This is a genomic window from Qipengyuania flava (genome assembly GCF_019448255.1).
Lineage (GTDB): Bacteria > Pseudomonadota > Alphaproteobacteria > Sphingomonadales > Sphingomonadaceae > Qipengyuania > Qipengyuania flava_A.
In genome coordinates this window covers 2,260,697-2,280,235 of record NZ_CP080410.1, presented here as the reverse complement: position 1 = coordinate 2,280,235, position 19,539 = coordinate 2,260,697, and the positions used below count along the sequence as shown (strand labels likewise).

Genomic DNA, 19,539 nt, shown 5'->3' with positions numbered 1-19,539 from the left:
TCACTCTCCTGCCAGTAATCCCTGTCCCAGCAGCAAGAGCATGCGCACGTCGATCCCGCAACCGTCTGCGCGCTTGTCGGCAATAAAGCTCGCGATGTCGGCCAGGGGGACGCGGTGCACGGTGATGTTCTCGCCCGCCACGCCGCCGCCGTCGCCGACGCGGGTGAGATCGCGCGCGCGAACCAGGGTGAAGCTTTCGCTGACCATCCCGGGCGAGGACCAGAAGGTGCCCATGTCCTCGAGCACGGCGGCGCGGTAGCCGGTTTCCTCTTCCAGTTCGCGTCCGGCCGCGGCGAGCGGGTCCTCGCCCTCGAAGTCGTCCTCGTCGCCGATCAGCCCTGCGGGTAGCTCGATACAAGGCTGGCCCAGGGGCACGCGGTATTGCTCTACGAGAAGAACGTGATCCTCATCATCGACCGCCAGGATGACGGCCGCACGGATGTTGCGCGGGCGGCCGACATACTCCCACCGGCCGCGCTTCTTGGTGGTGATATACTTGCCCTGCCAGACGATCTGCTCGTCTGCGTCGTGGTCGGGAACGCCCATTCTCAGACTTCGATCAGGCGGTCGGGAAGTTCGTTTTCGTCGTCCTCGCCGCGCGGGAAATGCTCGGAAAGGACCGCGCCCACATCGCGCACGCCGGCCGCCAGCCCTTCGGCAATGCGGCCCTGTTTGATCTCGGCCAGCATGTCGGCCATCGCCTCTCCCCAGACTTCGGCCGGGACGATTTCGGCAATCGGCTGGTCTGCGACGATTTCGGCGCGATGTTCGCGCATCGAGAGGTAGAGCAGCACGCCGGTGCGGCCGTGCGTGCGGCGTTCCGCGCCGACCTTGAAATGCTTGATGGCGCGGGAGTGTACACGCGAGGTTTTCACCGGGCCCGGGGTAAGGGCAAAGCGCACAGGATCCCAGCTGATCAGCAGCCAGCCCGCGGTAAAGGCGATGAGGCCGAGCGCAATGGTCATGCTGGCGAGTTCGCCCGTGCTCCATTCGTGCGCCCAGCCGCCAATCAGGCGATCCCACAGGTCCATGAAGGGCTGGGGAAGGACCGCAAAGAGGCTCATCGCCGAAAAACCGAGCGCGATGGCCCAGACCAGCACGATGTCGGAATAGCCATCGCTGCGGTCGGCCAGCACGGTGACGATCTCGCCGCTGGTGGTGAGTTCCGCCTTGGCGACAGCGTCGGACACAATCGTGTGATCGGCTTGCGATAGATATCCCATTACCACCCCCCGGAGGCGCCGCCGCCCCCGAAACTGCCGCCTCCGCCGGAGAAGCCGCCACCGCCGCCGAAGCCGCCTCCGCCGCCCCAGCCGCCACCTCCGCCCCAGTCGTCACCATCGGAGAGCGCGCCGCGCACGATGGCGGAGCCCACTTCCCACAGGATGATGTCGCCCACGGCCTGGCCGGCCCGGCTGCCGCGGAAGCGCCGGCGCTTCCCGCCGCGCATCATCGGCAGGATGAAAAAGAAGAAAATGAAGGCGAGCCAGATCAGCCCCCCGATGGGGAAGCCCCCTTCGCTCTCGCGCGCCTGGCTGCGTTCCTGCGCCACACGCGCGGCCTCTTCGGGAGGCAGTTCGAGCTGGGTGATGATCTGGTCGGCGCCCCAGGAAATCCCGCCCGAAAAATCGCCGTTGCGGAAAAAGGGCTTCATCCCTTCGACATACTCGAAGGCGAGCCCGTCGGGGATCACGGCTTCGAGGCCATAGCCGACTTCGATCCGCATGAGCCTTTCGTTCGGGGCGACAAGGAGGATGATCCCGTCGTTGCGCTCCGCATCGCCCAGCGCCCATTCGCGGCCCAGCCGGTAGCCGTAATCCGCGATGTCGTAGCCCTGCAAATCGGGCACGGTGGCGATCACGAACTGGCGCTGGTTCGCTTCTTCAAAAGCGTCGAGCTTGGCGGTCAGCGCCGCCTCGGTCGCATCGTCGATGATGTTGGCTGCATCGACGACCGGCGCGGTGCCGCGCTCGGGGAAGTCCTGCGCGGCGGCGGGCAGGGCAAGGCCTCCGAGGAGGCCAAGCCCCGCCGCCAGCGGCAGGAGTATTCGGGCAAGTGCGCGCATTATGGCGCCGCTCAGTTCGCGGCGTCGCTATCCGAGCGCATGTCCAGCGTCGGGGCGACTTCCGCGCCCTGGGTGACGGCTTCGTAGGGCACCATCGGTTCCGCGCCGTGGATGATGTTCGCGCCGATCGTATCGGGGAAGGTGCGGATCGTGGTGTTATACTGGCGCACCGCTTCGTTGTAGTCGCGAATGGCGACGCGGATGCGGTTCTCCTGCCCTTCGATCTGGGTCATGAAACGGCCGAAGTTTTCCTGGCTGCGCAGCTCGGGATAGGCTTCGACATTGGCCATCAGGCGCGACAGCGCGCCGCCAAAGGTGTTCTGGGCCTGCTGGTACTGCGCCATCTTGTCGGCATCGCCCAGGTCGTCGCCATCGAGCTGGATCTCGGGGCGGGTCGCCGAAGCGCGCGCCTGGATCACAGATTCGAGCGTTTCGCGCTCCTGTTCGGCCGAGCTCATCACGATCTGTTCGAGATTGGGGACGAGGTTGGCGCGTTCCTGGAAGGCGGCTTCCACATCGGCCCACTTGGCCTTGGCCGTTTCTTCCGCCGCGGGCACCGAGTTGATGCCGCAAGCCGACAGCATGAGCGCTGCAGCGGCGACGATGGAGGTGCGAAATGCAGCCAGACGGGTCATGGAATGTCCTTCAGTTGGGGAGCGTGTCTTGCTTAGATAGCACACCTTGCGCGTGGTTCAAGATTAACACGCGCTTGTGACGGGAATGCGGCCATGGCAGGAGATGCGCCGCACACAATGGTAAACAGGGGGTTTCGCGTGCTGAAAGATTTCAAGGAATTCATCGCCAAGGGCAACGTGATGGAACTGGCTGTCGCCGTGATTATCGGCGGCGCCTTTGCCACCATCGTCAAGTCGCTCACCGACGAGATTATCATGCCGGTGGTCGGCGCGATTTTCGGCGGCGCGGACTTCAGCCGCTATTTCGTGCTGCTGAGCGTGCCTGAAGGCTATGAGGGCGCGATGGACGATTACGCCGCGCTCAAGGAAGCGGGCGCTGCCATGATCGGCTACGGCAGCTTCATCACGGCCATCATCAACTTCCTGATCCTCGCCTTCATCATCTTCCTGCTGGTGCGCTACGCCAAGAAGGTGATGGAAGAAGTGAAGACAGAGGAAGAAGCAGCACCGGCACCGGTCGGTCCGACGGAAGTCGAGCTGCTGACCGAGATCCGCGACGCGCTGAAGAAGTAAAGGGCTTGGTTGCGTACGGAAAGCGCATTCGCGCTTTCCTTGCGGCTGTTCCGTCCCGCTCCCCCGCCCGGCCACCCACGGCACGGTATTCTATGGGCGGCCGGGCGGGGGAGTGGGCCGGTGCCGCCGCAAGGTCGGGACGGATGTCCCGGCCGCACCAAACAAAACTCACGCTCACTTCACATTAATCGGGCAGGCTCTATATGGGGCCTGCCCGTTTTTGCGGGATATGGCGATAAACTGCGCTGTGTAATAGGTACAACGGACCCGGGGGCAGTACCCGGCGGCTCCACCATAACCCGCGGAATTTGCGCGGTTTTTGACGGGGCCGAACTAGGATCGACGTGTGCTGAAAGACAGTGTTTTCGCCCGGGCTGAGTACCCCGTAAAACTGTTCAAAACACACAAGTGCCAATGACAATGAAGCACTCGCTCTCGCTGCGTAATCTGACGGCCTAACGGCCTGATCTTACAAAGCTAAAGCGCGGTTGGACCCACCGGGCAACAGAAGCGGATTCCGGGGCTCCGGGGGTAGCTAGCAACAGAAACCCCCACCTTCTCTCCCCCCCTATGCTGTAACCGTATGGACCTTGCAGGCGAATGCCGGGCCAAACGCTATACGCTTTGAGGGAGACACCCCGTGAAACGCATCCTGATCCTCGCCGCGACCCATATCGCTGCGCTTGGCCTCGGCTTTGGCCTTGGCGTCTACTTCCTGCCTATCCTGACCGCCGAAGACGCGCCGGAAGCCGCCGTACTCGAACAGGCCGCCGAAAGCGCCTCCTACAGCGCCGAGCTGACCCGCGACTTGCGCGGCAGCGACGGCCTGCACTGGGGCGAAGGGACGATCAGCGTCAGTCCCGAGACCATCTCCCACATCGGCGAGCTGGCGCCGGGCCCGGATTACAAGGTCTATCTCACGCGCAGCTTCGTCGAGGACGAAGCCGAGTTCGAGGCGATCCGCGACGAGGCGGTGCGCATCGGCGATGTGAAAAGCTACGACGGCTTCGCGCTCGACGTGCCGGCCGGTGTCGATATCGAGGAATTCACCACCGTTGTCGTGTGGTGCGAAACCTTCGGCGAGTTCATCACCGCCGGACAGTACCGGACCGCGGGCTAGGCGCTAGCCAAGCGAATAGACGAGGCGTGGCAGCGACCGGCCCGGGATCGATCCGGACGGAACGCTGCCCGCCTCCTTGCAGCCCATCCTGAGGTAGAAGGGCACGGCCCCGGGATCCGCCTCGACCACCATTTCCCGAGCGCCGAGGGCGCGCGCCCTCGAGACGGCCCAGGCGAACAAGTGCCGGCCAAGGCCGGTCCCCATGCTGTCCGGATCGACGAAGAGCTTTTCGAGAGAACAGGAGCGGCCCGTGTCCCGCTCGACCTGCACAACGCCGACGAGTGCGCCGCGATCGGCGACCATGGCACTCCCCTTGCCGGCATCGTCGGGAGTCAGGGAAAGCTCTGCCTCGCAGCGCGCCATGAACTCGGCGTCATAGCCCCAATAGGCTTTCGAACGCAGGCACAGCTCGGTTGCTTCGGCGAGGTCGCGCAACTCCAGCGGGCGCAGGATTGGCGATGAAGGCGAGGAAACGGCCAAGCCGTCTTACTCGGCGACCGAATCGCCTTCGGCAGCGGCCTTCGCCTCGCGCTCGTAGCGCAGCGCGTCGAGGATCTTCGCCCCGCCAAGGAAGACCGCGCCGGCCGTTGCCGCGAACAGCAGGTATCCGCCAAGCCCCGGAAACTCGAGAGTGTAGTGGGCGCCGCGCGTCATCGCACCCAAGGCAAGGGCGAAGATGATCAGATACGCCTCGAAGCGCGTCTTGATCACGAACAGCCGTTTTACCTTGCCGAGCACGTTTGCCTTGGCCTCCAATAGTTAACCGGTGAAACTGCAATTCCCGTGCCAGTGACGGAAACCTGCGAGTTTCGATGGTTAATGACGAGGCCAGTGTAAGAGCGCCCGACACGGCGGTCCAGCACGTTAACCTTGGGCTGGGGAGATCAGGCGAGTTCGTCCAAGGATAGGACGGAAAGCAGCGCTTCGCGCGCTTCGATGACCCTCACCGCCAAGCCGTCGGTGCCGATATCGGCAGGCTCGATCCGCTCGGGCCACATCTCGGCGATGACCGATTCGATTCGCTGCGCCTTGGCTTCGTCGAGGAGGAAGCGCGCATCGACCGTCGCAGGGTCCGCCACCACCCGCAGGCGCAGGCAGGCCGGGCCGCCGCCGTTCGCCATCGACTGGCGCACATCCACGGGAATGACCTGGCGGATCGGGCCGTTGGTGGCGAGCATGTGTTCGCACCAGGCCCACACGCTCGCGCTTTCCTGGCATTCGCCCGGAACCACCAGCGCCATTTCGCCGGTGGGCAGGGTGAGGAGCTGGGCGTTGAAAAGGTAGGTCTTGATCGCCTCTTCGAGGGTCACGGCGCTTTCAGGCACCTCGACCACATGCAGCGACGGGAAGGCCGCGCGGATGGCTTCGTAGGCGTCTTTCTGGTCCGCAAAGGCGCGTTCGTGCGTGAACAGCACGGTCTCGTTCGCCACGGCGACCACGTCGTTATGGAAGGCGCCGGCCTCGATTGCCGCCGGGTTCTGCTCGATGAACACGCAGCGGTCGGGATCGAGACCGTGAAGGCGGGCAACGGCGCGGCTGGCCTGCTCGTGTTGTCGAGCGGGAAACTGCCCGCCGGGCCGGCCGTAGACGAAGACCTCGACGCCGGCCGATCCGTGGCCCTCGCAAAAGCGCATGTGGTTGGCTGCGCCTTCGTCGCCGAAACTCGGCGGGACCGCGTCGTGGACGGCGAAGTGGCGCTCGTCCCCGAAGGCGATCTTGAGCTGCGCCTGCGTATCACGCCATTCCTGCCCGCGGTGGAGCATGGTGACGAGGTTGGCGGGCGTCAGGTGGCAGCGCCCGTCGGCCGTGTCAGGGGCGGGGCTGACCGTGGCGGCGTTGGCGGTCCACATCGAGCTGGCCGACCACGCCGCGGCCAGCAACGCGCGGTCGGTATCGGGGCCCACTGCAAGATCGTGCAGCAGGGAACCGTTGGGGCGGGGAAGCGGGAGCAGGAAACCCTGCGCCAGCCCGCGCTCCATATTGCCGCGCATCTTCGCGATGCCCTGCAGCGCCGCGGCGCGCGGAAAGGAGGCATCGCCCTTGTGGCTCGCGCTGGCGATATTGCCGAGGCTTAGGCCCGCGTAATTGTGCGAAGGACCGACGATCCCGTCGAAATTGATCTCGACCAGCTTGCTCATCGCGCCACGCTCCACACTTCGTCGCCGACGCCCACGCCAAGCGCTTCTGCACAGACCCCATCGATCGCGATCGTGCCGTCTTCTCCCATCTCGCGCATGCCGTAGGCGCTGCGGAAACTTCCGAGCGTGCCCGTGGCGACCAGAGCGCGCTCTCCGATATCGAGATCGGTGGCCGACACCCGTCCCGGGGTCGAGGCGGCAATGCTTTTCACATTGTCGGTGCGTGCGGTCATGGTCGGGCCGCCATCGAAAATGTCGACATAGCCTTCTGCCGCGAAGCCTTCGTTTTCCAGCATGCGCATGGCGGCGCGGCCGGTGGGGTGGGGTACGCCGATCACCTTCTTGGCTTCGTCGTCCAGCATGGCGACATAGACCGGGTGCTTGGGCATCAGGTCGGCGATGAACTGGTTGCCATTGATGGCGTTGAAATAGTCCGCGTCCTGGAAGGTCATGCCGAAGAACCGGCCGGCGACCCCGTCCCAGAAGGGCGATCCGCCGCGGTCGTCGATCACGCCGCGCAGCTCGGCCAATATTCGGTCGGCAAAGCGGTGGCGGTGCATCGCGATGAACAGGTAGCGGCTGCGCGCCAGCAGCAGACCCAGCCCGCCGGCGCGCTCGCCCGGATGCAGGAACAGCCCGCCGACCTCCGACGAGCCTTCGAGATCGGTCACGAGGCTCAGCAGCTCTGCGCGCACCGTGCGGTCGAGCTCCTGGCTGTGCTGGGTCAGCGTGGTGAGCCGGTAGGAATAGAACGGCCACTGCTGGCCGACCTGGCTGAACAGCTGGCAGGTGCCGCGAACCTGGCCGGTCTCGGTGTTCTCGAGAACCAGCGTGAAAATGTCGTCGCCCAACGTATCGTCGGTGCGCGAAAAGGCTTCGTCCGCACGCTCCAGCTTCTTGGTCAGCGCAGCGCGGTCGGCGGGCAGGTTGGTGAAACCGCCACCGGTCAGCTTGGCCATCTCGTAAAGGTGTTCAAGATCGGAAATATGCGCAGCGCGCAGACGGAAGGTCACAAAGGGTCTCCGTTGGAAAGCTTGGTGAGGACCAGCGCCGAGAGCGCCGCGCGTTCGCGCAGGGACGGCACGATCATGAATTCATCGGGGCTGTGAATTGCCCCTCCGCGCACGCCCATGGTGTCGACCACGGGCACGCCGGTCGCGGCGATATTGTTGCCGTCGCACACGCCGCCGGTCGATTTCCAGCCGATCGGCTGACCCAATGCTGCGCCGCATTCCTTGACGAGGTTGAACAAGCGCTGGGCCTTTTCATCGACCGGCTTGGGCGGGCGGGTCACGCCGCCGTGGCGGTGCACGCCGACTTCGTGTTCTGCCTCGATTGTGCGCAGCAAAGCGTTGAGATCGCTGTCGAAGCGGTGCATCGCCTCGGTCGATTTAGGGCGGATGTTGAAGCGCAGCACGGCAAGGTCGGGCACCACGTTGTTCGCGCTGCCGCCTTCGATCTTGGCCGGGTTGACCGTGATGTCCTCGGCCTCGAGCGCCTTGATCCGCAGCACGAGGTCGGAGGCGGCAACGATGGCGTTGCGTCCATCGTGCGGGTTGCGGCCCGCGTGGGCGGACTTGCCAGTGAAGGTGATCGAGTAATTTCCCGTGCCGCCGCGCGCATGGGCGAGCGTGCCATCGGGCAGGGCGCTGGGTTCGTAGGTCAGCGCGGCGTATTTCCCGCGCGCCAGTTCCTCGATGAGGCCGCGGCTGGCAAGGCTGCCGGTTTCCTCGTCGGAATTGATCATGACGTCGTAGCCGACGCGGTTCGAACCTTCGATCGCCTCGAAGGTCTTGAGCGCGTGCAGGATCACGTCGAGCCCGCCTTTCATGTCGGCGGTGCCGGGACCGTTGATGGTCTCGTCGTCCAGCCAGACCGTTTCCTGGAACGGGTGGTCGACGGGGAAGACCGTGTCCATGTGGCCGGTCAGCACGAACCGCCGCTCCGCCTCGGGCCGCACGCGCAGCACCATGTGCTGGCCGTGGGGCTTTTCGAACTCGCGGCCCTCGCTCGAAATCGCGGTGACTTCGGCCGGGTCGACCAGCTCGACCTCGCCCGGCAGCGCGCTGAAGGCATCGGCGAGAACGCCCGCCATGCGCTTGAGGCCATCGATGTTGGCGGTGCCGGTGTTGATCGCCGCCCAGTCCTGCACTTCGGCCAGCATCGCGTCGGCGTCGATGGCGTCGAGAAGGGCCTGCGGGGCGGTATCCGGTTTCATGTGCAACGTCCTTAGTCGTGGCAGGCTTCGTGTCCAGCCTGCGTCTTGCATTGATCAACCACTGGCGGCATAGACCGTGCCACTCCTCCCCGGGTTCGACATTGCCACGACTTGCATCTGCCCGAGGAGTTCCATGACCAATACTGTGACGCGCGCCGGCATCGAAACCGACGCAACGCTTGCCGACTTCATCGATACCAGGGTGCTCGCGCCGCTTGGCCGCGACGTCGATGCCTTCTGGGCGGGCTTTGCCAAGCTGCTGGGCGAGTTTGCACCGCGCAACGCGGCGCTTCTGGAAAAGCGCGAGGAGTTGCAGGCCACGATCGATGCCTGGCACACCGAGCGCGCCGGGCAGGCAATCGACCAGGGCGAATACCAAGCCTTCCTGCGCGAAATCGGCTACCTTGTCCCCGAGCCGGGCGATTTCACCATCGGCACCGAGAATGTCGATCCGGAGATCGCCACCATGGCGGGCCCGCAGCTGGTGGTGCCGATCCTCAACGCGCGCTTCCTGCTGAACGCCGCCAACGCGCGCTGGGGCAGCCTCTACGACGCCTTCTACGGCACCGACGCGCTCGACGCGCCGGCCGCACGCCCCGGCGGCTATGACGAGGAGCGCGGCGCGGCGGTCGTGGCCGAGGCCAAGCGCTTCATGGACGAGGCCGTGCCGCTGGCCGATGGCAAGACATGGGCCGACCTCACGAACGTGAAGGAAAACGGCATCCCGCTCGCCGATCCGGCGCAATGCGTGGGCTGGAACGAGGGTTCGTGCTTCTTCACGCACAACGGCCTCCACATCGAGGTGGTCTTCGATGCGGAGCACCCCGTGGGCAAGACCGACCCGGCGAACATTGCCGACATCATCCTCGAATCGGCGCTGACCACCATTGCCGACTGCGAGGATTCGGTCGCGGCGGTGGACGCCGAGGACAAGCTGCTCGCCTACACCAACTGGCTGGGCGTGATCCGCGGTGACCTCGAAGAGTGCTTCGAGAAGGGCGGCAAGACGCTCACCCGCAAGCTGGCCGGCGACAAGAGCTTCACCGATGCCGACGGCAAGGAACACACGCTGCCGGGCCGCAGCCTGATGTTCGTGCGCAACGTCGGCCACCTGATGACCAATCCGGCGATGCGCTGGGACGGCAAGGAGATCCCCGAGGGCATTCTCGACGCCGTGGTCACCTCCGCGATCAGCGCGCAGGATGTCGCGGGGCTCGGCCAGTACGGCAACAGCCGCGAAGGCAGCATCTACATCGTGAAGCCCAAGATGCACGGGCCGGAGGAATGCGCCTTCACCAACGACCTGTTCGATGCGGTGGAAGACCTGCTCGGCCTGCCGCGCCACACGATCAAGGTCGGCGTGATGGACGAGGAACGCCGAACCTCGGCCAACCTTGCTGCCTGCATCCATGCAGTGAAGGACCGGATCGTCTTCATCAACACCGGCTTCCTCGATCGCACGGGCGATGAAATCCACACATCGATGCGGGCCGGCCCGATGATGCGCAAGGGCGCCATGAAGGGCTCGGACTGGCTGCTCGCCTATGAAGCGCGCAATGTCGGCATCGGTCTCAAGCACGGCCTTTCGGGCCGCGCGCAGATCGGCAAGGGCATGTGGGCCGCGCCCGACCTCATGGGCCAGATGATGATCGAGAAGATCGGTCACCTGCGCGCCGGCGCCAACACCGCCTGGGTGCCGAGCCCGACCGCCGCCACGCTCCACGCGATCCACTACCACCGCGAAGACGTGTTCGAGGTGCAGAAGGACCTGCCGGAAGCTGCCGGTCTCGACGAGCTGCTGCACATCCCTCTCGCCGACGGAGTGAACTGGTCGGAGGACGAGATCCGCGAGGAGCTGGACAACAATTGCCAGGGCCTGCTGGGCTACGTTGTGCGCTGGATCGACCAGGGCGTCGGCTGTTCGAAGGTGCCGGACATCAACGATGTGGGCCTGATGGAAGACCGCGCCACGCTGCGCATCTCCAGCCAGCACATCGCCAATTGGCTGCTGCACGGGGTGATCAGCGAAGACCAGGTGATGGAGAGCTTGCGCCGTATGGCCGCAAAGGTGGACGAGCAGAACGCGGGCGACCCGTTCTACGAACCGCTGTTGGAGAACCAGGACGGCGCCGCTTTCAGCGCTGCGAAGGACCTGATCTTCAAGGGCGTGGAACAGCCCAGCGGTTACACCGAACCGCTGCTGCACGCCTGGCGCCTGCGCAAGAAAGCCGCCTGAGGATCTAGAAAGCGATCCCCGCCCGGGTGAGTATCGCGAGCGATTCCAACTCCTGCTCGCGGTACTCGTCCTTGGGCAGGGGTAGCGCGTAGACCGCGTCGCGCACGCGCATGCTGGCCATCTGCGACAAGGCGATCCCCATCAGCGAATGGGGGTCGAGCCCTTCGACGTTTCGCGGCGAGAAATCGGCGCGCGGCAGGCGCAGGCGGTACTGGCGCTCGGGGTCGATCGTGATGCCCTCGGCGTTCACGCCCATGATGCGCAGGTCGCCCTTGTAGCCCGATATATCGAGCGCGAAGCCTTCGGTGTCGAACTGCCGGCTTTCGCGGGCTTCGGTGTCGATCCCGGGCAGGATTTCGAGCCGCCCCGCACGGGCAAGCGAGGTCAGCGTGACCCCGCGCAGCGCGGTGCGCGCGTCGAACATGATCCGCCAGGCCTTGAGTTTCGCGATGGTGACGTTCTCCAGCACCCAGCCTTGCGACAGCCAGAACGGCCCGGTTTCCACCTCGCAGCGCTCGAAGACCACATCGCGCAGGGCATAGCTCTGCCCTTGCGGTGCCGGGTCCTGCACGCTGTCGAATACGGTCTTCTCGAAACGGTGGCCGGAAAGCTCCAGCCCCTTGCGTGACAGGCCGAGGAGCCCGCCCTTTACCGGTGCCATGGCGTCGATCAGGCGGGCGTAGTCGACCATGACCAGATCAACCCAGCGCCCGCGCGAGGGCAACGAATTCGTCCACCGTCACCGTTTCGGCGCGGCGCTGCGGGTCGATGCCGACGGTTTCCAGCGCCTCGACCGCACCCGGCACACCCTTGAGGCTCTGGCGCAGCATCTTGCGGCGCTGGCCGAAGGCTGCCTCGGTCAGGCGTTCGAGCAGGCGGGCGCTGACGCCTTCGGGCATCGCGCCGGGTTCGACATGGACGATGGCGCTCATGACCTTGGGCGGCGGGGTGAAGGCGCTGCGGTGGACCTTCATCGCCATTTTCGCGCTCGCGCGCCACTGGGCCAGCACGGCGAGGCGGCCATAGGCCGAGGTGTCGGGCTTTGCGGCAATCCGCTGCGCCACCTCCTGCTGGAACATCAGCGTCAAGCTCGTCCAGAGCGGCGGCCACTCCTCCCCGCCGAGCCAGCGCACGAACAGCGCGGTGCCGACGTTGTAAGGCAGGTTTGAGAGCACGGCGAAGGGTTCGCCGCCCATGATTTCGGCATGATCGAGCTTTAAGGCATCGCCCTCGATCACGTGTAGCTGGCCGGGGAACGCCTCGCCCAGTTCCGCAAGCGCGGGCAGGCAGCGGCGGTCCATCTCGATCGCGGTGACCTTTGCTCCGGCGCGCAGCAGGGCGCGGGTGAGGCCGCCGGGGCCGGGACCGACTTCGAGCACCGGCTTGCCCGCAAGGTCGCCGGGCAGGGCAGCGATACGGTCGAGCAATTGCTCGTCGAACAGGAAGTTCTGCCCCAGTGCCTTCGATGCGCTGAGGCCGTGGCGCGCGATGACTTCGCGAAGGGGAGGAAGGTCAGCCATGCGCCGCTCGCCGCTCGGCCATCTCGCCGGCCATCCTGAGCGCCGCGATCATCGCGCCCGGATCGGCGAGGTTTTTGCCGGCAATATCGAAGGCAGTGCCATGGTCGGGGCTGGTGCGCACGATAGGCAGGCCTAGCGTGACATTGACCCCCTCGTCGAAATCGAGCGCTTTGAGGGGCACCAGCGCCTGGTCGTGATACATGGCGAGCGCCGCGTCATAGGTCGCCCGCGCGCGCGGTGTGAACAGTGCGTCGGCGGGGTGCGGGCCGGTCACGGAGAAGCCTTCCGACACCAGCGTCTCGATTGCGGGAGTGATGATGCGCGCTTCCTCGTCGCCGAAGCGCCCGTCTTCGCCTGCATGCGGGTTGAGGCCGCAGACCGCAATGCGCGGGGTTTCGAGGCCGAAATCGCGGCGGAGCGCGGCAGCGACAATCCGGGCGCGGTGGGTAATCAGTGCTTCGGAAAGGCGACCGGGTACCTCGGAGAGCGCGCAATGGACGGTGAGCGGTACTGCGCGCAGCGAAGGGCCGGCCAGCATCATCACCGCGTCTTCCTGCTCCAGCCCGCAGACATCAGCGAGAAATTCGGTCTGCCCCGGATATTCGAAGCCAACGCGCGCCAGCTGGCTCTTGGCGATGGGGGCGGTGACCACTGCGCTCGCGCTCTCGAGCAGCGCGCAGCGGGTCGCCTCGGCCAGCGAATGGAGCGCCAGCGCAGCGCCGGTGTCGGTGGGTGAGCCGGCAACAGGCTCATCATCCTCGGCTCCCAGCACGGGAAGCGCATGGCCAAACACGCCAGTAGCCTCGGCAGGCTCCGCGATGCGCTCTACCTTGAGATCAAGCCCGCGTGTCCGCGCCGCAGCCTCCAGAACGCCCGCTCCGCCAACCACGAAAAAGGGTGCGAGGCTGGCTTCGCGGCGTCGCACCCAGCTTTCGGCAATGATTTCAGGCCCGATCCCCGCCGGATCGCCCAAGGAAACGGCAATGGGCGAAACGGCGAGCGGCGCGCTCATCGGTGTCAGTTGTACTCGATGTAGGCGTCGTTGCGCAGGTCGCGCAGGTAACGCTGGGCGCGCTTCTCGACGCGCTCGTCTTCCAGCTGGTTGCGCAGCTGGTCGAAGCTCGGGCCCGAGGCGACCTGCGGGTCGTCGCGGCCGCACAGCATCAGCACACGCACACCTTCTTCGAACGAGCCGAAGGGCGGGGTAGACTGGCCGACCTGGAGCTGCAGGATGATATTCTGCAACGGTTCGGGAAGCGAGCGGACGCGGATCTGGTCATTGGTCACCACGGTTGCGCCGAGCGCTGCGGCTGCACCATCGGCATCGCCGCAGCCGCGCATGGCCTGGACGCCCTGCGTGAAGGCGCTGGTCTGGGCCTGCGCCTGTTCCTGGCTGATGCTGGGGTCGAAGGAGATCTGGATCTGCTTCAGGCTCAGCATCGCGTCACGCGGATCGGCCATCAGCACCTGGCGCTTGTCGATCAGGTAGAGGATCGAATAGCCGCCGGGGATCGCCACCGGGCCGACCAGCTGGCCGGGCGTCATCTCGCGCGCGACGGCTTCGAGCTGTGCGTTCTTGAGCTGGGCAAGCTGGATCCAGCCAAGGTCGCCGCCGACAGCGGCGGTCGATGCTTCGGAGAACTGGCGTGCGTAGGCGACAAAGCTGCCGCCCTGGCGGAGCTGTTCGACGATCTGGTTGGCGTTGTTCTCAACCGCCGCGGCCGTTTCGGGCGTCGCCGACAGGTAGATTTCGCCGAGGCGGTATTCTTCGGTCCCGCGCGAGGCTTCGAGGCGCTCGATCAGCTCGTTCACTTCGTCGGCCGAGACGTTGACGAAGGGCGAGACATTGCGGCGCAGCAGGCGGCTCCAGGCGAGTTCGCCGGTGATCTGGCGCTTGAGCGCTGCGGGCGAGGAACCGATGCTTTCAAGGTACCGGTCCATGGCGGCCGGTTCCTGCTGGAAGTTTTCCGCGGCCACACGGGCGTAGGTCTGCTCGACCTCGGTCGGGTCGACGGCCATCTCCTGGGCTTCGGCGGCCTGGATCTGCAGCGTTTCGTCGATGAGGTTGCGCAGCACCTGCATGCGCACGCGGATCATTTCCGCTTCGGGCAGTTCGCGCTGGTTGGCGGCAACGAGCAGCGCGACACGCTGGTCGATATCGGTCTGGGTGATGACGAAGCCGTTCACCACCGCCGTTGCCACGCGGCGGTTGGGATCGGTGTTCTGCAGCATGCTGAGATCGCTCGGCAGGCCGAGAAGGTTGCCTTGCGCAGGCGGAATGGCCTGCTGGGCCTGGCCAGCGATCGGCGCAGCGGCAAGGCCGGCGGCAGCGGCAAGGGAAAGCAGTTTCGAAAAAGTCTTCGCAGTCACGTGTCAAACCTGTCTTGCGGCACGCATGGGTGCCCGATTGTTCCGCAGCGCTTTGCACGCCCGCGGCTTAACCCAAGCTGATAGATGCGCGCCGGATAGCGCGTTTGGGCGATGGTGCCAATAAGCGCGGCCTAGCGGAATCCCAGATTTCTCAAGCTGAAATAGACCTGGAAGGTATCGCCGCGTTCTGCATCGCCCGAGGTGATATAATCGCGCCGCCAGGTGAGACCCAGTTCGAGGCAATCGTCCTGGTAGGCGATACCGAGGCGCGTGCGGATCGGGTCGAAGCCGTCGGAGGTGAAGGTAGGGTCTTCGTTGCGGTCGGTGAGATTGAAGACGCCCGAACCGAAGATGGACCAGTAGTCGGCAAAGGCCACGCGCACCGCGCCGCGCAATTCCTCGCGGTCCTGCAGGTCTTCCACCTGCGTGATGTCGCGGTTGAGGCGGACGTAGCCGATTTCCGCATAGGTCTTGCTCGAACCGACAGTCGCATCGATCTCGTTGCGGCGGATCGCGAGGTTGTCCTTGTCGAGCCGGAAGCGGTGCGTGAACTTGAGGAAGTTCTGGTAGCGCACTTCGGTGCGGCCGACGAAATCGGAGAACTTTTCCGACAGGCCGGTGCCGTCGGGAAAGATGTCGGGATCGCTGTCGAGCCGGTAGGACTGGCCCACAGTGGTCTTGATCTCCCAGTCGGGAATGCGCAGCGACCAGTCGAAGCCATAGGTCACCCGCGCGCCGTCCTCCACCCGGTCGTAGCCGGGGAAACGGTTGAGCGCGAAGAGGTTGGAATCCTCCAGATCGATCGCGCGCGCGTCCTCGTTGGGAATGGCGAGGTTCTTGATCGGCGGGGTGGCGACGAACTGGACCCGGGGGGTGAAAACCTGCGTGCCGCCGAAGGCTTCGCCCACGAAGGGCCACTGCACGTCGACCGCGCCCAGCGCCACGCCGCGGTACTCCCACCCCGGATTGCCGCGATAGCTGGCCGTGGTGGTGAGCGCGTTCTCGTCCGAATGGTAGATATCGCCGCGGACCATGCCGGTGACCGTGACGACCTGGCCCAGGGCGGTGACCCGCCGCAGGTCCCACTGCGCGCGGGCAAAGGCGCGCTGGGTGTCCTGCCCGATGTCGCGCGCGATGGCGAGCGTGTTGGCCTGCAATTCCACCTTGCCGCCGAGGATCGGCGTGTCGGGCCGCCAGCGCGCGTCGAGCACGGGCAGGGCAATCGGGACCTCGCCCTGCGGCTGGTTCAGACGCAGCGTCTGCGTGGCCCAGCCGGCGACCGAGAAGTAGGTGTTCTCGCCAATGCGCTCCAGCTCCAGCGTGGAGCGCAGGCGATCGTCGCGGCTGATGTCGTAGCGGCGCAGGAAGGTGCGGTCGGTCGTGCGCCGGATCGAGCCGGAAAAGCTCCAGTCCGGGGTCAGCTGGAACTTGCCGTTGGCAAAGATGTAGCCGCGGAACTGGTCTTCGCTGTTCGGCACGCCGGTCAGCGTCGAAATGCGCTGCGAATGGGTGGCGTAACCGGTAATCTGGTAGGCGCCCCGTTCGGTCAGGTGGCGCCACTGGCCCGAAACCATCGGCGCTGCCTCGGTAAAGAGGTGCGTGGTCAGCTCAAGATCGCGGTTGTCGGCAAACCGGATGTAATAGCTGCCCGACACCTCGACGCCGTTGTTTTGCGAAATGCGCAGATCCGGCACGAGCAGGCCCGAGACGGCGCCGCCATCGGTGCGGACCGACAGGCCGGGGAGCGGCAGGAGCTTGGCCCCGAAAATCTCGAGGAAGGCTCCCCGGAAGCGGATGCGCTGGTCCTCGGGATCGTAGGTCACGCGCTCGGCGACGATCCGCCAGCTGGGATCCTTCGGGCAGCCGTCGGGCGAGGTGACGGAACAGCCGCTGTAGACCGCTTCTTCAAGTTCCACCGTGCCGTCGGTTTCGCGCATGCCGCGATTGGCGGCTAGGCGGCCGCCCTGGCGCAGCGCCAGCAGCAGGTCGTCCATCGCGCCGGCTTCGAACTGGTCGGTCAGCTCGACCCGTTCGGAAAAGAGCTGGTTGCCGTTCTCGTCGACAAAGCGCACCCGGCCGGTCGCCACGATGACCCCGGTGCGTTCGCTCCAGCTTACCGAATCGGCGCGTACCGAGCGGTCGCCGCTGCGCAGCACGACGTTGCCGCTGGCAGTGACGATATCGCTGTCGGCGCTGTACTCGAGGACGTCCGCCTCGAAATCGATCTGACGGCCACGCGGCGCGGAAAGACCGTCCGGCGCCGGGGTGATGTCCGTTTGAGGGGGCGTCTCGGCCGCCGTTTCGGGGCTTGTGTCAGCCTCCTGTGCCGCCAGCGGAGCGGCCCCCAGCAGCGCAAGGGTTACCGCAGCATAGGCCACGGGTCGCAGGGCTGTCTCGGCAGGCGGGAGCATGTCTTGCCTATCGCACCGGCCACGCCTAATCGCAATCGCCATCCTCGCGGGGCGCGCGGCCGACGTGTCGTCCTGACCAGAAAAGTGTTTGGGAGATCCCATGGAAATTCAGTTCAGCCAGTCCCGTCCGCAGAGCGCGCGCCTTCTTGCCCAAGTTACCGACAAGGGCAAGGTTCCTGATGGGCTCGACGCAGCGATGGTGAAGGGCATGGAAGCCGCGCGCTTCAAGGGCACCGCGGGCCAGGTCTTCGAAGGTTTTGCCGAGCGCGACGGCGAAGTGCTGCGCCTCGCCATCGCGGGCGTTGGCGACAAGAACGACGAAGCGCGGCTCGCCAATTGCGAGAAAGCCGGTGCGGCGCTGGCGGCGAAATACCAGTCGAGCGGCGAAGAGACGATGGCGCTCGACCTTTCGAGTGGCGGCCTGACCGCCGAGGAAGCGGCCTGCGTCCTCCTTGGCCTGCGCCTGCGCAACTGGCGCTACGACATCTATCGCACGACGATGAAGGACGAGCAGAAGGTCACGCTCGCAAGCGCCACCGTCATCGGCGCGCCTGACGGCACCGAAGCGGCGTGGGAAGACATGGCGCATGTCGCCAAGGGCGTTGAGTTCACTCGCGAGCTGATCACCGAGCCGGCCAACATCCTCTACCCGGAAAGCTTCGTTGAGCGCTGCCAGGAACGCTTTGCCGGGACCGATGCGGAAATCATCGTGCTCGATGAAAAGCAGATGGAAGAGATGGGCATGGGCTCGCTTCTCGGCGTCGGCCTCGGCTCGGAGCGCGAATCGCGCATGCTCGCCATCCGCTGGAACGGCGGCACGCCGGGCGAAGCGCCGACCGCGTTCGTCGGCAAGGGCGTGACCTTCGACACCGGCGGTATCTCGATCAAGCCGGGACCGGGCATGGAAGACATGAAGTGGGACATGGGCGGCGCCGGCGCGGTTGCAGGCGCCATGCTCACGCTGGTGTCGCGCCAGGCAAAGGCGAACATCGTCGGCGTCATGGGCCTCGTGGAAAACATGCCCGACGGCAAGGCGCAGCGCCCGGGCGACGTCGTCACCTCGATGAGCGGCCAGACGATCGAAGTGCTCAACACCGACGCTGAAGGCCGCCTGGTTCTGGCCGATGCGCTGCACTGGACGCAGGAAGAATTTCAGCCCGCGCGCATCGTCGATTTCGCCACGCTGACCGGTGCGATGATCATTGCGCTCGGCCATGAGTTTGCCGGCGTATTCTCGAACGACGACGATCTTGCAAAGCAGCTCCACGAAGCGGGCGAGGAAACCGGTGACCGCAACTGGCGCATGCCGATCGGTCCGGCGTACGACAAGCTGATCAACTCGCCGATCGCGGACATGAAGAACATCGGCGGCCGCGCGGCCGGTTCGATCACAGCAGCCCAGTTCCTCAAGCGCTTCATCGCCGACGGCACCCCCTGGGCGCATGTCGACGTTGCCGGCATGGTCTGGTCGGACAAGCCCGGCCGCACCTGGGGCAAGGGCGCAACCGGTTACGGCGTGCGGCTTGTCGACACGCTCGTGCGCAACACGATCGAGAGCTGATCGCGCGCCGTGGCCAAGGGCACGGGCAAGATGCGTCGCAAGGGCGATTTGCCCACCAAGACGTGCCTTGCCTGCGGCCTTGAGTTCACCTGGCGCAAGAAGTGGGAGCGCGATTGGGAGCAGGTTAAGTACTGCTCCGAACGATGCCGGCGGAACAAGCCGTCCTCAAGTAGCGAAGCGGTAGGGTGAGTATGCTGTCCTCAAGTAGCGAAGCGGTAGGACACCAAAAATGACAGTCAGGGTCGACTTCTACCAGCTGAGCCGGGACCCGGTGGATGTGACCACGGCCAAGCTTGCGCGCAAGGTGCTGCAGGCGGGCCAGCGGCTGGTCGTGGTGAGCGGCGACGAGGCGCAGCGCGAGCATCTGTCCAAGGTCTTGTGGGAGCAGGGCGGGGGCGCCTTCCTCGCCAATGGCCTGTCAGGCGGCCCGCATGAAGCGCGCCAGCCGATCCTCATTTCCGATAGCTGTGCGGCTCCCAACGAGGCGCGCATGGCGCTGATCGCCGATGGCCAGTGGCGCGAGGAAGCGATGGGCTTCGAGCGCGTGCTGCTGCTGTTCGACGCCGCCCAGCGCGAAGGCGCGGTGGAGCTGTGGCGCCGTTTTGCCAAGGACGACGCAGTCGACAACCGGATCAACAAGCAGGACGAGAATGGCGCCTGGCGCGAAGGGGCCTGATGGCGTTTCGCGCCCT

At 65.7% G+C, this 19,539-nt stretch carries 20 protein-coding genes and 1 other RNA gene; 7 read left to right on the top strand and 14 right to left on the bottom strand.

The window, feature by feature from the left end; translation table 11 throughout:
• From KUV82_RS11345 to KUV82_RS11330, 4 genes are read right to left on the bottom strand one after another with little or no spacing between them, the layout of a single operon-like run.
• Window positions 1–546: an NUDIX hydrolase gene (locus KUV82_RS11345; protein WP_219954376.1), complete on the bottom strand. Its 546-nt coding sequence runs from the start codon at window positions 544–546 to the stop codon at window positions 1–3.
• 2 nt (window positions 547–548) lie between these two features.
• The gene (locus tag KUV82_RS11340) at window positions 549–1,223 is read right to left on the bottom strand and encodes a TPM domain-containing protein (protein WP_219954375.1); all 675 of its coding nucleotides are present in this window, start codon (window positions 1,221–1,223) and stop codon (window positions 549–551) included.
• Window positions 1,223–2,065 carry a TPM domain-containing protein gene (locus KUV82_RS11335; protein ID WP_219954374.1) on the bottom strand — a complete coding sequence of 281 codons (843 nt, stop codon included), beginning with the start codon at window positions 2,063–2,065 and terminating at the stop codon, window positions 1,223–1,225. The genes KUV82_RS11340 and KUV82_RS11335 overlap by 1 nt, the downstream gene beginning before the upstream one ends.
• Window positions 2,066–2,076: 11 nt before the next feature.
• Complete coding sequence (locus KUV82_RS11330) at window positions 2,077–2,700, bottom strand: LemA family protein (RefSeq protein WP_219954373.1); 624 nt, start codon at window positions 2,698–2,700, stop codon at window positions 2,077–2,079.
• A gap of 138 nt (window positions 2,701–2,838) precedes the next feature.
• Here KUV82_RS11330 and mscL point away from each other — a divergent pair, with 138 nt between their 5' ends.
• The 3 genes from mscL to KUV82_RS11315 all read left to right on the top strand — a co-directional run bounded on the left by mscL (window position 2,839) and on the right by KUV82_RS11315 (window position 4,393).
• Window positions 2,839–3,273 (top strand): large conductance mechanosensitive channel protein MscL, encoded by a 435-nt coding sequence (gene mscL / locus KUV82_RS11325; RefSeq protein ID WP_219954372.1) that lies wholly within the window; start codon window positions 2,839–2,841, stop codon window positions 3,271–3,273.
• A gap of 174 nt (window positions 3,274–3,447) precedes the next feature.
• Window positions 3,448–3,792, top strand: a transfer-messenger RNA (tmRNA) gene (gene ssrA, locus KUV82_RS11320).
• A 121-nt stretch (window positions 3,793–3,913) separates the two neighbouring features.
• Window positions 3,914–4,393, top strand: a complete 480-nt coding sequence (locus tag KUV82_RS11315; RefSeq protein WP_219954371.1) for a DM13 domain-containing protein — start codon at window positions 3,914–3,916, stop codon at window positions 4,391–4,393.
• A gap of 3 nt (window positions 4,394–4,396) precedes the next feature.
• Here the strand turns inward: KUV82_RS11315 and KUV82_RS11310 are convergent, their stop codons facing one another.
• The 5 genes from KUV82_RS11310 to KUV82_RS11290 all read right to left on the bottom strand — a co-directional run bounded on the left by KUV82_RS11310 (window position 4,397) and on the right by KUV82_RS11290 (window position 8,749).
• A complete protein-coding gene (locus KUV82_RS11310; protein ID WP_258319736.1) occupies window positions 4,397–4,873 on the bottom strand; it encodes a GNAT family N-acetyltransferase in 477 nt (158 codons plus the stop codon).
• Window positions 4,874–4,879: 6 nt separating this feature from the next.
• Window positions 4,880–5,131, bottom strand: coding sequence for a hypothetical protein (locus KUV82_RS11305; RefSeq protein WP_219954370.1), 252 nt, complete (start codon window positions 5,129–5,131; stop codon window positions 4,880–4,882).
• Between the two features lie 146 nt (window positions 5,132–5,277).
• A complete protein-coding gene (locus KUV82_RS11300; RefSeq protein WP_219954369.1) occupies window positions 5,278–6,531 on the bottom strand; it encodes an N-succinylarginine dihydrolase in 1,254 nt (417 codons plus the stop codon).
• Window positions 6,528–7,544, bottom strand: a complete 1,017-nt coding sequence (locus KUV82_RS11295) for an arginine N-succinyltransferase (protein WP_219954368.1) — start codon at window positions 7,542–7,544, stop codon at window positions 6,528–6,530. The genes KUV82_RS11300 and KUV82_RS11295 overlap by 4 nt, the downstream gene beginning before the upstream one ends.
• The gene (locus tag KUV82_RS11290; RefSeq protein ID WP_219954367.1) at window positions 7,541–8,749 is read right to left on the bottom strand and encodes a hydrolase; all 1,209 of its coding nucleotides are present in this window, start codon (window positions 8,747–8,749) and stop codon (window positions 7,541–7,543) included. Before KUV82_RS11290 ends, KUV82_RS11295 begins: the two co-directional genes overlap by 4 nt.
• 133 nt (window positions 8,750–8,882) lie before the next feature.
• Here KUV82_RS11290 and KUV82_RS11285 point away from each other — a divergent pair, with 133 nt between their 5' ends.
• Window positions 8,883–10,985: a malate synthase G gene (locus KUV82_RS11285; RefSeq protein ID WP_219954366.1), complete on the top strand. Its 2,103-nt coding sequence runs from the start codon at window positions 8,883–8,885 to the stop codon at window positions 10,983–10,985.
• A 4-nt stretch (window positions 10,986–10,989) separates the two neighbouring features.
• On the opposite strand, the gene KUV82_RS11280 is transcribed toward KUV82_RS11285, so the two are convergent.
• The 5 genes from KUV82_RS11280 to KUV82_RS11260 form a co-directional block, all read right to left on the bottom strand.
• Window positions 10,990–11,676 carry a hypothetical protein gene (locus KUV82_RS11280; RefSeq protein ID WP_219954365.1) on the bottom strand — a complete coding sequence of 229 codons (687 nt, stop codon included), beginning with the start codon at window positions 11,674–11,676 and terminating at the stop codon, window positions 10,990–10,992.
• Between the two features lie 7 nt (window positions 11,677–11,683).
• On the bottom strand, window positions 11,684–12,505 hold the full coding sequence (rsmA, locus tag KUV82_RS11275; protein WP_219954364.1) for a 16S rRNA (adenine(1518)-N(6)/adenine(1519)-N(6))-dimethyltransferase RsmA: 822 nt from the start codon (window positions 12,503–12,505) through the stop codon (window positions 11,684–11,686).
• The gene (gene pdxA / locus KUV82_RS11270; RefSeq protein ID WP_219954363.1) at window positions 12,498–13,517 is read right to left on the bottom strand and encodes a 4-hydroxythreonine-4-phosphate dehydrogenase PdxA; all 1,020 of its coding nucleotides are present in this window, start codon (window positions 13,515–13,517) and stop codon (window positions 12,498–12,500) included. The genes rsmA and pdxA overlap by 8 nt, the downstream gene beginning before the upstream one ends.
• A 5-nt stretch (window positions 13,518–13,522) precedes the next feature.
• Complete coding sequence (locus tag KUV82_RS11265; protein ID WP_219954362.1) at window positions 13,523–14,875, bottom strand: peptidylprolyl isomerase; 1,353 nt, start codon at window positions 14,873–14,875, stop codon at window positions 13,523–13,525.
• A gap of 131 nt (window positions 14,876–15,006) precedes the next feature.
• A complete protein-coding gene (locus tag KUV82_RS11260) occupies window positions 15,007–17,286 on the bottom strand; it encodes an LPS-assembly protein LptD (RefSeq protein WP_219954361.1) in 2,280 nt (759 codons plus the stop codon).
• Window positions 17,287–17,386: 100 nt separating this feature from the next.
• Here KUV82_RS11260 and KUV82_RS11255 point away from each other — a divergent pair, with 100 nt between their 5' ends.
• The 3 genes from KUV82_RS11255 to KUV82_RS11245 are packed head-to-tail and all read left to right on the top strand — an operon-like array spanning window position 17,387 to window position 19,523.
• Entirely contained in the window at window positions 17,387–18,847 is a 1,461-nt protein-coding gene (locus KUV82_RS11255; RefSeq protein ID WP_219954360.1) for a leucyl aminopeptidase, read from the top strand.
• A 30-nt stretch (window positions 18,848–18,877) separates the two neighbouring features.
• Window positions 18,878–19,036, top strand: coding sequence for a DUF2256 domain-containing protein (locus KUV82_RS11250; protein WP_219956308.1), 159 nt, complete (start codon window positions 18,878–18,880; stop codon window positions 19,034–19,036).
• A 40-nt stretch (window positions 19,037–19,076) separates the two neighbouring features.
• Window positions 19,077–19,523, top strand: coding sequence for a DNA polymerase III subunit chi (locus KUV82_RS11245; RefSeq protein ID WP_219954359.1), 447 nt, complete (start codon window positions 19,077–19,079; stop codon window positions 19,521–19,523).
• The last annotated feature ends 16 nt before the right edge of the window (window positions 19,524–19,539 follow it).